The organism is Dorea sp. D27 (assembly GCF_001185345.1).
Lineage (GTDB): Bacteria > Bacillota > Clostridia > Lachnospirales > Lachnospiraceae > Extibacter.
Window position 1 is genome coordinate 238007 of record NZ_KQ236745.1, and the last position, 12996, is coordinate 251002.

The window sequence follows — 12996 nt, forward strand, 5'->3', positions numbered from 1 at the left end:
CTACCCCACGGCCTCCTAACTTTGTGGAAGAGACGCTGCTGGCTGACGTGAGGAACTTGGTCATGGCAGTATTTGTACAAAATAAAAGGTGAAAGAAGCTGAAAGCCTTGCCGTGGATTAATAAGACATGAAGAACGTGAATTGCTTGAAAAGACCTCTGGGGAAAGAAATCTTGAAAGATTTCTTTCCCCAGAGGTCTTTTTGTAAGTCATGTGAAATTACAGGAAAATCAGTGTGATAAGAGAGCAATACCTGCAAATACTTGCACACAAGCCCGACACGATCAATCAGCCGGCTTCCCGCCTTACTATCGCCCACCATAATATGACAAATAACGACAAAATATGAATTTTATGAACACTGGCAGGATTTATGTAGTAATTTATATATAATACAGGTTTTTCTCAATGTAAGCGGACTAAAGGAGTGAATCATTACGGAAGACAAGGAGTACATCTACATTCAAGACAGCGAGCATATCTGGAGGAAAGTAATGTTGTCTGATATCTACTATATCGAGACGATCAAATCCACTCATTACTGCGAGATTGTCTATAAAAACGGAGTGGGAAAGATACGTGCAGATATCACGCCGCTGCAAGAGGAGTTCGCTCCATATTTGTTTCGGACGAAGGCGTCCACACTCGTTAATTTGGATCTGGTCGAAAAGGTAGATACGAAGAACCGGATTCTTTATTTCAATGACAGCATATATTGTACCTATGCACAGCGACTGTCACCTGAGGTGAAAAAGCGTCTCAGGCTTTATAATTACAGAAGTTACAGGGGGAGAGAGGATGAGTGACCGGCCGTATCCATTCGAAAAGAACAGATACTATTACGGAAAGATGCTGACTTCAGCGGACTTCCAGGCAGAACAGAGATACCATGACGCTAAACGCATGTTCTTGAATCAGATGGTTCTGGGAACAGGAATTCTGTGCGGCCTGGGGGTTCGGGCATTGGATGAACGGACACTGCTGATTGAAAGCGGGGCGGCGGTTGACGGTGCAGGCAGGGACATCGTCGTTCCGGGCGATACGGTGAAAAAGCTGGCTGCGTTTGAGGGATACGATAGTCTGACAAAATCGACAGCAGTGCTATATCTTAAACACAAAGAGGAGACGGTGCAGCCTGTCTGTGTCGTGAACAGAAGAGCAGAACAAGAAGAATACGAAGACAACAGAATACGAGACAATTATGAGTTCTTTCTGGCGGATAGTCCGGAAGATATGAAGAAGTGCTCGACGGAAGAAGAATTTTTTGCAAAGATGGTGATACTAGACAAATCCGATTATGAAGTAAGCTTTAACATGCCGGCTGCCGTGTGCAAAGGCAGGCACGTAAGGCTCTCTTTGTATATGAAAAATATGTCTGACAGCGAAGGAACGGTTTCTGTCAATGGACTGCTTAAGCTGCCCGCGTTCCTTACCGCGGACGGAGCCCAGGAGCTGCGGGTCAGCCAGGAAGAGATTACGCTCGGGAGCGGAGAAACCAAAAGGCAGGATTACTGGCTATATACGAAAGAAGTAGGATACGAATCTACGAGTATCCTGTGGGATGAAGAAGCGTCCGGCATATGCATTAACGGAGATGAGGCAGAATGTGAGCCGGAGCCGGAGATGGCACTGCTGCTTACGGAACACACGCCTGAAGAGCTTGTGAGGTGGAATGCAGGACGCAGGAACCTGGAAGAGAAGGCCCGGGGAAATGAAGAAGATGCCGTCCGCCTTGCCTGGATTGTCATTGCGGACATGGCTCATGACCATATACTGGAAGAGGTGAAGGAGTTCGGTATAAAGAGATATATACCAGTGCCGGAAACGGAGGACATATGCAGGAAATATCTGGCCTGCTATTCTTATGATGGAAGTGATAACGTGCAGCCCGCATATACGGAGAGGGCGGGAGAAGAGACGGCCCCTGTGCGGGAGAGGCCGGTATGGATACGCGGCGGGACATTGGAGATACCATTGGATCTGAAGCAGAAAAAAGGAAAGGTTTACTGTTCGGAAGAGATAATCCATGGTCTTGGACCAGGTCCTGTATATGTGGATGTGGGGATACGAAACATAGAAGACGGCGCCGGCACTGGTAATGCAGGTGATATCGTCGTTTATGGAGATGCCGGACTCTTTGACGGCAAATCCGCACGCGGCGTTTCGGCACAGACATCCGTGAAAGTATATGAGGCACGGGGCAGCTTCCAGGTTGCAGCAAGGCTTACGGGAGAGCAGAATACGATTGTTCTCCCGCTCAGGTGGACAGCGGTCCGGGTTCCTGCCTTACCAAAGCAGGAGGAGAGCGGCAGAGCCATGCAGATCGTGCCGGAAACGCCGACCGTCAGGATGGCTCCCGGAAAAAAGCACTATTTTCCTGTCAGATTCAAAAATATGGAACCTTGCGCCCTGCTGTATGAAGTGATGGATGCAGACGGCGGAGAAGTCAGTCCTGACGGCATATACACGGCACCTGCCAAATGCGGGATATACGAGATCCGGATATGCTGCAGCGAATATAAGAAAGTATGTACTTATGTGTACGCGGTTGTGGGAGGAAAGGAATGAGCCTAAAGAAGATAGGGACTTTAAAGGAGGGCAGAGTGAACACGGTCTGCGTATGTGCAGATACTGACAGTGATGAATGGCATACCCTGTGGGAGATAAAAAAACATAAGACAGCGAGACTGCTTATGGAAATGCAGGGAGCATCGCCTTTTGCAGAATGTCGTATGGACGGGGAGCGATTGTGCGTACTGCTGTCATATGAGGAGCCGAGACCGCTTGGAAAGTTCTACCAGGGAGGCCTGTACACCTGGGAGGAGCGGCGCAGGATATACGGGAACATCGTCGAAGCCTGTGTGAATGCGGCTGTACCATATCCACTGCTATATCTGCTTCTCAAAGAGAGGTGCATCAATATACGCCAGGACGACAGCATGTATTTTACGTACTATATCCTGCTTGATAATCTGGATACCGACAAAGCAGAAAAAGACTGTGCAGGACTTGCCGCAGGGCTGCTGGCGGAGCTCATGGAGCTGCACGGTAAGAAAGAGGAACGGTCCTGCCTTGCACTTATACGTAAGAAGCTGAGAAGGAATGCATATAACAGTTTCACAGAACTGGTACATGATATAAAGTTTATTGACGGAAGGAAAAGGTTAAGCCTTATCTGGGGCAGGATTCCCTATCCGGAACAGAGCACGAAAGATAAGCTGTTCAGAATCCTGCTCATCATTACAGCGGTACTTGTGGCGGCAGCGGTCCTCCTCGTTGCCTCACAGCTTATGTTCGGCGACATTCCACTGCTGCGGGCTTTTTCGTCCGCAGTTAGAAAGATTGGCACAGAGTCACTGCTCAGGTGAGCAGGAGGGAGGGGAGGGCCTACGAAAAAAGGAATTGATTTGACTCCCAGAGATGGACAAGACTATTATCGGATAGGCTTCTGGCTTGTGAGCAAGCGGCTGGCGGTTCTGATTACAATTATCGTGTGCATGGCAAGCGTGTGGTGTATCTTTAAGTCGCTTCCGGTATCCGTGAGTGGTATGGAGAAAGGCATTCCGGTCTTCCGCTATAATTCACTGCCTCTAAAATTCTATGAGGGAGAGGCTGAGGTGCTGGCCAAGTCAGGATATACCGCATATATCGGACGTATGGCGAAAGGAAAAGCACAGGGGAAAGGCACTTTGTATACGAAGGAAGGAAACATCCTGTACAGGGGGCAATTTTCTGGAAATGAATACCACGGAAAAGGTACGCTCTACCACGCCAATGGGGTGAAAGAATATACAGGAGCGTTTGATTATGGCAAGAAGCAGGGACGGGGAAAGCTCTATAATGCCGGGGAGGAGCTTATATATACAGGAAACTTCCGCAACAATGAGATTGTATACGAGGAACTGGCTGGGACGGCGACAGAGGAGGTTGCGGAAAGGTATAGCGGCCGGCTTATCCTATATGAGATGGATGATACGGTATGTGCATCCATGCCAGAGATACATGCGCTCTACAGCGCCCGAAGCGGTGATGGCAGCATAGACGGCCGATGGGAGACGACAGGGGTCTATGTCATGTCGGAAGAGTTTGTGACAGATGATAATAAACTTAAGACCGTGAAAGAGCTCAAAGAATATTTCAGCACGTTGCAGTATGAAGGGAAGACGGTACTTCAGTTTGAAGATGTAGTGGCATTGGAGCAGCTTTACAGCCCGGTGAAAGAAAAGTATGGCGCAGATATTGCTACAGAGACGGAAGGAGAACTTGCAGATGCCAGGACAGTAACCGGATACACCCATAATATAGAATGCTATATCTATACATTTGAAAAAGGAGGCTTCCGCTATACGTTCTTCAGCTATGCGAAGAACAGTGGATTTGGACTGTATCTGATAGAAAGGGACGACCAGGCAGGAAAAGGAGCAGAATGAGAAAGAGTGGATGGAAGAAGTGTCTGTGCGTGCTCTGCTCTGTCTGTATATGTGCAGGAATATTTACCGGTTCTGCCGGGACAGCCGAAGCCGGGCAGAGGGTCCTGTCACTTGAACAGGCGAAAAAGCTGGCATACTTAAGCAGTACAGATTATACAAAAGTAAAGAGTAAGATTAACCTGCAGAAAATCAAATATACGGAAGCTGTAAAATCCATCGCGCTGAAGCAGAAGAATATGCTGACCTTCCGCTGGTCTCCGCTCCTGAAGTTCAAATTTCCCGAGAGGCCGGATATGGCTACGATGTATGACTGGCTGTATAAGCCGATGCAGATACAGACAGGCTTGTCTTCGCTCATGCATCAGCTTGAAGATGTAAAATCCAGTGTAGATGAAAAAGTGTCTAATCTCTATGTAGCCGCCTATTGTGTCCAGGAGAAAATCACGTTTGCCCAGCGGAGGCTCGACAGCTTGAACGAGACGCTCGAAAGAAACATATGGAGGGTAAAGGCAGGGAAGGGCGCGCAGGCTGACGTGGATAAGATAAAAGCGCAGGTAAAGAAGCTGACTACAGATGTAAGCCTTCTGATGCGGCAGTCTGAAACTGCGAAGAAAAAGCTCGGCTCTGCTGTCGGCCTTGACCTATCGTGGGGCTTCCGCTTTGAGAACCCGTATGTGAAGGGCAGGCTGGAACGAGACATGCTGGGAGAACTGACCGAATATACACTTTCCCATGACCAGGGATATTATGAGGCAAAGCTAGGTACCCGGGCGGGCCTTATAAGCCTGGAGCTGAATGAACGGCTTCTGAAGACAAAGTACAATAAGTATATGTCATACATCCAGCCTTATATCAACCAGGCACGCCAGGGGCAGAAGATAGATACCATTGCTTTCAAAGCAGCATACGACCAGTTTTTGTACGCGCTGGACAGCAGGTGGCAGGGGCATATCAAGATATTGTTCATAAAGATACCGAAAGAATGGTTCAAAGGCGCATTGGACGGGGTGAGATATATCGAAGATGATCCTTATGCCGCATATACGCAGGTATTGGAATATGTGGATCTGAAACTGGAGCAGGACGAGAAAAAAAGAGAGATAGAAGAAGCAGTATCAGACCAGTTCGAGGCGCTGATCACGGCCAGGAATGCTCTGGATGCCCTTCAGGAAACCGTGGGGGATATGGAGACAGGACTTAAGAAGCAGGAGGCCTTGAACAAGCAGGGGAAGCTGTCTTATGATGAGCTGAACGCCCAGCAGGAAGAATATGAAGAGTCCGAAGCCCAGATGCTCGATTCCCTGGCGAATTACAGCAGCCAGCTCTATTCCTTCGACCGCCTGACGTGCAAAGGAGTAACGAAGTATCTGGAGAAAGGCAGCCTGTCCGTCAATGTATCAGAAGGAGGAGACAGCTATCTTGTACAGGATGAAGGAGAGGGAGCCTATTATACGCTGGAATCCAGAATAGAAGATAATATATTCCTGTTCAGCGTCCATATACCTGAAGGATTTCAAATAAAAGCTACATCTTATGAACTCTGGGCCGATGGCATCCAGATCGGGGAAAGAACAGATGCCGGGGAACCTCTGAAGCACCTTGCGCTCACTCTGGACGATGTTCAGAGTGCGGCTATCCGTTTTTATGATAATGAGAAATTTGTGGATGAGTGCGAAATCGACCCCATGGTGACCCGGGGACCGCTCGATATAAAAGGGGAGTACAAAGCAGAAGCAAAAAAGAAGAGCAAGAAGGTTGCCGATTATACTTATACGTACCGGGCATCCACGGGCACGGCTGAATTTGAATTTACGCCCGTGACCGGAGAAGGAATCGCATATTACCAGATGGCTGATAAAGACGGGCAGGCTATCTATGACAAGGCGCTTGTCCGTGCGGATGAGCCGTTCCGCTATCTGGCTCTGGCCGCCAGGGATCAGAAGAATCTGCGGATAAAGTTTTTTGATGCGGACAAGGAGATACTGTATGTAGGAGCACTTCAGCCCGACACGCTCGAAGTTACGGTACAGGAGGAATGACGTATGAGGAAAGTCAGACGGAAACGAGCGGCGGTCCTGGCAATCATTCTCGTTCTTGCAGGATTGCTTGCATGGCAGATTCCAAAGAGGAGCGGGGCCGTTTTTAACGAAGACGATGCCGTGCACATTGACCCGGATAAGATCGAAGAGGCTACACTTATCATAGGTACGCATTTGATTTATCTGGGTGCGCTTACCGACAAGCTATATGAGACGGCGGTCCAGTCGGCAGAAGAGTCAGGGCAGAATACGATGTACTATAAGTCGGAGATTGGAGAAGGGAGATGGTACTCCATTGACGACGCCGGCTCCATCAAAGATATAACAGAAAAGGGGAAAGAAGCTGACAAGTCGAAAATAAAGAAATTATACTTCACGCACCATACAAAATCCGATGGCTATACATACACGTTGAAGGACGACAAGATGGTGAATGTCTACGACGTCAATTCTCCCTACGATCTGGAAGGGATGAAGGAGCTTTCCGCGCTGGCAAGAGAGAAAAGGCTGAGCGGAAAGGGAGGAGAAGTATTTGAGGCTAAGGTGACGAATAAGACGACAAAGTGGTGTGATGCAGGGCTGGATACGCTGAACAAAGAATATATAAGACTTAAGACTGCAGGAGCGGATGCCGCGTGGCTGGATATGCTGGACAAAGCGATGGGAAAGGTGGACGACCTGAGACGGTATGAAGTATATAAGAAAGCTGAAAAGGAAGTCAGGAAGCTCATAGACGCTGCAGATGGTACAGACGAGGGCTATGTGGATGCACTTTCGGACGCGATGACACAGCTCAGTGACAGCATGACAGAGGCAGACGGCAATATGCTGGATATTGATGCAAAAGCAGACATACCGGACATACCGGGCGAGGAGCCGGACGAACCAGATAATCCGGAAGGGGATGAAAAAACGTACACGCTTACGGTTATGGCCGTTATGGAATCGGAATTTATCCGGCAGTACATCGAAGAGCCGAAAGATGATATTCTTTTAAATATGACGACCTTGTCGTATATTATGGAAGGCATAAGCGTGTATCCAGATAAGGAGGCTGAGTTTCTGAAAGAGAAGCTCATACCGGCAGCGGAGGCGGCTTATGCGGCTGATCCGACAGAGACTAGAAAAAATGAGCTGGCCTATTATAAGAATGAACTGTCAACACGGGACGGCGGGCCATCCTCGGCAGACAGCAGGCTGGCAGGCCTGTATGACAAGAAGGAGAAGCTGCAGGAAGAGAGGCTTTCAGCTCTTGACGAGGAGAATCTGCCCGAAGCCAAACGGCTGGAAGCACTTATCGAAGTGACAGCCAGGGAAATCCAGGAAAAGGAGGACGCCATATCCAAGGAGGCGGCTTCCCTCGTCAAACAGAAGACAGAACTGGAGAAACAGCTCGACAGCGAGAAATCGGATCAGGAAAAGAAAAAGCTTGAAAATGAAATCCAGAAACTGGATAATCAAATTGCAGCACTTGATGCAGGCGTTGACGATGGTTCTGTATCCAAAAAGATAAAGGAGATGGCAGAAACAGCGAGGGAGGCGTTGGAAGAAGGAGAGGATGGAATAGGAAGGCTGGAGGAAGCAGTAGAGGGCATAGGGGCGTTGTGCGGCACAAATCCGGCGCTCGCCGGAAGCAGCCTTGAGAACCTGTATGAAAAGATGGCATCCAGAAAATATCTCGACGAAACAAAAATCTATGATGGACTTCTGGATGACATAGAGGCAATCCTGGCTGAAAACGTATCTGTCCTCAATCAGGAGCTTCAAGAGGAGGAAGTGGTCCGGGTAATGGAAGAGACTGCAGGGAAAGACAAGACTGCGGCGATAATGGGGCTTTCCATGTTTCTGGAACAGACGTCCGGAAGCGGGCTTGAGAACCTGCTGAAAGGAAAAGTTAAAGCATATGCGGAGGAAGAAGAGGCCTATGCATTTGCAGGGCTTTCTGGAACGGCCGGTGTCCGTTATGCTCCTGCGGATGTCGTGGCGGCGTATGCATCGTTCCGTTACATATGGAACGACAACAGGAAGAGGGCAGTGCTGGCATCCAGAAAGACGTACTATAAATTTACTGCCTTTGACACGGCTGTTGTCAGGGGGCCGGAGGAAGAAGAGGAGAAGCTTACGTCAGCAGCAGGGTTCAAAGGAACCGTTTATATTCCAGATGATTATGTGAAAGAGGAATTTGGGTGTGAAGTCTACAATATACCGGATACCGGGTATTGTATTCTTATAGATCAAGACATAGCAGATAAGGCGGCAGAAGTCTGCGATGCACTGTTAGAGAAAGGAGAGTAAAGAGATGGCAGATTATTTATCACCGGGAGTGTATGTGGAGGAATATGACAGTTCTCCCAGAGGAGTGGAAGGCGTCGGCACGAGCACGGCGGGCTTTGTCGGCATGGCAGAAAAAGGCGCCACGTCAGGGCCTCCTGTTCTAGTGACAGGCTTCGGAGAGTTTATGAGAAATTACGGAGGATACCTGAGCGAATTTACACATGGAGAATACCGTTATCTTGCCGGGGCAGTAGAACAATTTTTTGCGAATGGTGGAACGCGCTGTTATATCGCACGTGTCATTCCGGAGGACGCAAAACCGGCCGAAGGTTCCGCAGGCAGCGTGACGGTAGCAGCGAAAAATGAAGGAGCCTGGGGCAATAAGATTACGGTAAGCGTCCAATCTTCAGCCAAGCGTAAAATGCAGCTGTTGGAAAAATTGGGAGAGAAGAAATACCGTGCCAAATCCGTGGCCGGCTTTGAAGAAGGCAGCATAGTGACAGCAGGAGAATCGTACGGCCGGATTGCGGCTATCCAGGGTACGGAGGTTACATTTGAGGAGGAACTGAAAGCGGATATGGTAGATGCCGGCCTCGTACCGGAGAAGGTACTATACCTGGCGGAGTTCCAGGTCAGTGTCCGGTGCGGAGATGACACAGAAGTCTTTGAGGGGCTGAACATGAATCCGAGATCAGGCAATTACGCCCTGTCGAGGCTGGAGCAGAGCAGCCTCGTATCTGTAACGGTTTCTCTTACGGATGAGATCAAAAATCCGGCGGAATTGTTTGCCGGTGCCGAAGAGGTGGTGATAACGCTGGAAGGAGGGTCAGACGGAACGCTGGATCAGGTCAGTGACGGAACCTTCATCGGTAAGAGTGAACAGGCAGGGAAGCGGACCGGCATCCAGGCATTTCTGGAGAATTCGGTCGTAAGCATTCTGGCAGTGCCAGGAATCACGAGCCCGGAGGTGGTCGTGTCCCTTGTTAACCACTGTGAGAACACGAAGAGCCGTTTTGCGGTTATCGATATGCCAAAGGGTATGTCCGATACGGCAGAGCTGCTCGGCTACAGGGATATGATTGACAGTACATATGCGGCCATGTACCATCCATGGATTCAAGTATTTGACCGTTCATGCCAGAAGTCGTCTTATTTTCCACCGTCCGGTGCGGTGGCAGGCGTATATGCGAGGACAGACACGACAAGAGGGGTGCACAAGGCACCGGCCAATGAGACGGTCGCCTGTACCGGCCTGAGTGTCAGCTATTCAAAAGGGGAACAGGATATACTGAATCCAGAAGGCGTAAATCTGATCAGAGCACTGCCGGGGCAGGGTATCCGCATCTGGGGCGCCAGGACGGCGAGCAGCAATGCATCGTTCAAGTACGTGAATATACGGCGGCTATTTATCTATGTGGAGGAAAGCATTAAGGCCAATACGAACTGGGTCGTATTCGAGCCAAATGACGAGACGCTTTGGAACAGAGTACGCGCCTCCATCTCATCCTTCCTTGAGACGTTGTGGAGAAATGGAATGCTGGCCGGGACATCGGCAGGCGAGAGCTTCTTCGTAGATATCGGGCCGACTACGATGAGCCAGGATGATATACAGAACGGCCGTCTTATCTGTAACATAGGAATCGCACCGGTACGGCCTGCAGAATTTGTAATCTTCCGCGTTACACAGAATACAGCGGAGTCAGGGGCATAGAAAGCAAGTAGAGGAGGAAAAGAATTATGGCAGATGAAGGAAACGGGGGATATAGCTATCCTTTGACGAATATGAACTTCCTCGTGACATTCGGGGAGAATCTGACCGCGGCCTTTACAGAGGTCAACGGCGTAGAAGCCACAGTGGAGGAGATAGAATTCCGGCAGGGGAATTCTACAAGTCTTGCGCCCGTAAAGATACCGGGGCTCGTCAAGCATGGCAGCGTGACGATGAAAATGGGGTACACGACAGACAATGCGCTGATTACGTGGATTTATAACTGTATCAAAGAACAGAGGAGCGGGTTTGAGCGCAAAGACGTGACGATAGAGCTCATAGACATCAGGACCGAGTCACCGGCCCAGCCGGTGCAGTCTGCATCCGGCCGTCCGGCATGGAAGCTTAAGAATGCCTGGGTGACGAAGTATTCGGCCCCTGACCTGAATGCATCCGGCAAGGAGGTCGCGATTGAATCTATCGACCTGGCTTATGAAGAACTTGTCACGCCGGGAGGCGGAGCATCAGGTGGGTCAGGCGGAGCGGATACGCCTTGATACGGAGGTACAGGCCAGATAAACAATAAAAGGAGGAGCTGCACATGCAGACGATATACGACTTTTTACTTCCAAAGGGGTACATGGATGCCCAGGGAACCATACATAAACGGGGGAAAATGCGGCTTGCGACCGCAGGTGATGAAATCCGTGCGACGAGAGATCCAAGGGTACTTTCAAATCCGTCTTATCTCACAATCGTGGTGCTGTCTTATGTCATCACGGAACTTGAGGGCGTGGAGATTCTGACGGCAGGAGTCATAGAGCAGCTATTTACGGCAGATCTTGCCTATCTACAGGATATGTATGAGAAGATCAATGACGTGGAGCCTCCACATATGAAGGTTGTGTGCCCGTCATGCGGACACGTGCATGAGGTACCTGTAAATTTTACACGGGAGGGATAACCCTCTACCCGGAAGAAGAATTGTACCGGGAGATGTCTTTCATCGCTTATTATTACCATTGGAGCCAGGAGGAAGTGCAGGCACTTGGACATGCTGAGCGGCGCCGGTGGTGTGATGAGATATCTGCCATCAACAAGGGGCAGAGCCTGTCTGCCGGGAGAGAGAAAAGTATACTGGAGTGGAAAATGTAATGAGCGATATGGTGATGAACATGAACTTCCTGCTTAAGCTTGACAAGGAAGTGATTCCATGCAGGAGCATCCACGGATTCCACCGGGAATGTGAGCAGGAGTACATACAAGAAGGGGGGCAAAACGGTTATGTACATATTCGTCCCAAACCGGCATCCACCCCTTCGACGCTTGAGATTGAACGTTATGTAACAGACGGTTACCGGGATTGTTTTCCCGAAGGCGGACATCTGAACCATGACCTTGTGCTTGAAGTAGGAAAGAGTACGGACAAGGATAAGAATCCTTCTGTAAAGCTCACCTTCAAAGGCTGTGTAGTGACGCGCAAAAGCTATGGAGAGCTGAATGCAGAGAAGGGTGGTATCTTTGTGGAGACGATAACCATCAGCTATCAGGAGCTGAAGGCAGGTGACGGAATGTGAGGAGAAGCGAACAATTTAACAGCAGGATTATACGGCTCTATGAAAGTGATATACGTGCGGACGGGCCGAAGAAGCTTGCCCATAGGGAGGGGATACGTCCTGTCGTGCAGATTCGGGAGGGGGATGTAAGATATTCCCATCAGCTGAGCCTGAAGATTGACGGACAGCCCCGCATTACACTAAAGCTGATCAACGGACTGACCTATCAGGAAGAGATGGCACAGAAGACATTCCTGCGTCAGATGAAAAAGGCGGAGCTCATCTATAAGAATATGGAGCAGACCGCCGATGCAGCGCAGCTGGTGAGGGAACTCGACGTGCAGAGGCGTCAGCAGAACAAATTGAATGAGATAAAAAAAGAAATCATACAGGAGAGCAGAGATGAGGTCCATTATATCGTGCGCAGGCAGATGCGGGAGCAGACGGGGGCATTGACGGAAAAGGTATACCGGCGGCTTGAACAGAAGCTTCAGGATGAAAAGAGGCGCCGGGGACTTTAGGGAGAGGTGCCGGAAATGGTCGAAAAAGCGTGCATACAATTCATGGATGCCGGGACGGACAGCGGGGAGGGCACGATGTTCCACGTGCCTTTCAACCCGGCACAGCTGAACTTCGAGGCAGGAAAAGGGGAAATACCCGGGCAGGAACAGGACAACCGGGGTATGAGGATCCGGCTGAAGATGCTGCTGATCTTTGACAAGAGCCTGGAGCGAAAGAGCGTAAAAGAAGAGACAGAGCAGTTTCTGGAGGCAGCCAGAGATCCTCTGAAAAGACGTGTCATCTTCCAGTGGGACGAGCTGTGCTTTGACGGCCTGCTGGAACAGATGTCTGCCGCTTATGAGATGTTTACGGAAGGCGGAAAACCGGTGCGGGCCAGGATAGAAATCACCATCGGGAGCAGAAGCGGCAGTATGGCTGCAGAAGAATGGTATAGAGACTACAGAGAGTTGTTTTCAATCAAAGGATAGA

Annotated in this window: 13 protein-coding genes; all 13 read left to right on the forward strand. The window is 49.7% G+C overall.

The window, feature by feature from the left end:
• Positions 1 to 493: 493 nt before the first annotated feature.
• From HMPREF0980_RS12345 to HMPREF0980_RS12405, 13 genes are read left to right on the forward strand one after another with little or no spacing between them, the layout of a single operon-like run.
• The gene (locus tag HMPREF0980_RS12345; protein ID WP_227185743.1) at positions 494 to 805 is read left to right on the forward strand and encodes a LytTR family transcriptional regulator DNA-binding domain-containing protein; all 312 of its coding nucleotides are present in this window, start codon (positions 494 to 496) and stop codon (positions 803 to 805) included.
• Positions 798 to 2567 (forward strand): PIN domain-containing protein, encoded by a 1770-nt coding sequence (locus tag HMPREF0980_RS12350; RefSeq protein ID WP_049729399.1) that lies wholly within the window; start codon positions 798 to 800, stop codon positions 2565 to 2567. The genes HMPREF0980_RS12345 and HMPREF0980_RS12350 overlap by 8 nt, the downstream gene beginning before the upstream one ends.
• Positions 2564 to 3367 carry a hypothetical protein gene (locus tag HMPREF0980_RS12355; protein ID WP_049729400.1) on the forward strand — a complete coding sequence of 268 codons (804 nt, stop codon included), beginning with the start codon at positions 2564 to 2566 and terminating at the stop codon, positions 3365 to 3367. Before HMPREF0980_RS12350 ends, HMPREF0980_RS12355 begins: the two co-directional genes overlap by 4 nt.
• 39 nt (positions 3368 to 3406) lie before the next feature.
• Positions 3407 to 4429 carry a toxin-antitoxin system YwqK family antitoxin gene (locus tag HMPREF0980_RS12360; protein WP_049729401.1) on the forward strand — a complete coding sequence of 341 codons (1023 nt, stop codon included), beginning with the start codon at positions 3407 to 3409 and terminating at the stop codon, positions 4427 to 4429.
• Positions 4426 to 6468, forward strand: coding sequence for a TolC family protein (locus HMPREF0980_RS12365; protein WP_049729402.1), 2043 nt, complete (start codon positions 4426 to 4428; stop codon positions 6466 to 6468). The genes HMPREF0980_RS12360 and HMPREF0980_RS12365 overlap by 4 nt, the downstream gene beginning before the upstream one ends.
• 3 nt (positions 6469 to 6471) lie before the next feature.
• The gene (locus HMPREF0980_RS12370; RefSeq protein ID WP_049729403.1) at positions 6472 to 8763 is read left to right on the forward strand and encodes a stalk domain-containing protein; all 2292 of its coding nucleotides are present in this window, start codon (positions 6472 to 6474) and stop codon (positions 8761 to 8763) included.
• A gap of 4 nt (positions 8764 to 8767) precedes the next feature.
• Entirely contained in the window at positions 8768 to 10453 is a 1686-nt protein-coding gene (locus HMPREF0980_RS12375) for a phage tail sheath family protein (RefSeq protein ID WP_049729404.1), read from the forward strand.
• Between the two features lie 26 nt (positions 10454 to 10479).
• On the forward strand, positions 10480 to 11007 hold the full coding sequence (locus tag HMPREF0980_RS12380; RefSeq protein WP_049729405.1) for a phage tail protein: 528 nt from the start codon (positions 10480 to 10482) through the stop codon (positions 11005 to 11007).
• A gap of 44 nt (positions 11008 to 11051) precedes the next feature.
• Positions 11052 to 11414 (forward strand): hypothetical protein, encoded by a 363-nt coding sequence (locus HMPREF0980_RS12385; protein WP_049729406.1) that lies wholly within the window; start codon positions 11052 to 11054, stop codon positions 11412 to 11414.
• Positions 11415 to 11434: 20 nt separating this feature from the next.
• Positions 11435 to 11605 carry a DUF6760 family protein gene (locus tag HMPREF0980_RS18935; protein WP_157039369.1) on the forward strand — a complete coding sequence of 57 codons (171 nt, stop codon included), beginning with the start codon at positions 11435 to 11437 and terminating at the stop codon, positions 11603 to 11605.
• On the forward strand, positions 11605 to 12027 hold the full coding sequence (locus tag HMPREF0980_RS12395; protein ID WP_049729408.1) for a hypothetical protein: 423 nt from the start codon (positions 11605 to 11607) through the stop codon (positions 12025 to 12027). Before HMPREF0980_RS18935 ends, HMPREF0980_RS12395 begins: the two co-directional genes overlap by 1 nt.
• Complete coding sequence (locus HMPREF0980_RS12400) at positions 12024 to 12527, forward strand: hypothetical protein (protein ID WP_049729409.1); 504 nt, start codon at positions 12024 to 12026, stop codon at positions 12525 to 12527. Before HMPREF0980_RS12395 ends, HMPREF0980_RS12400 begins: the two co-directional genes overlap by 4 nt.
• A 15-nt stretch (positions 12528 to 12542) precedes the next feature.
• On the forward strand, positions 12543 to 12995 hold the full coding sequence (locus HMPREF0980_RS12405; protein WP_049729410.1) for a CIS tube protein: 453 nt from the start codon (positions 12543 to 12545) through the stop codon (positions 12993 to 12995).
• The last annotated feature ends 1 nt before the right edge of the window (position 12996 follow it).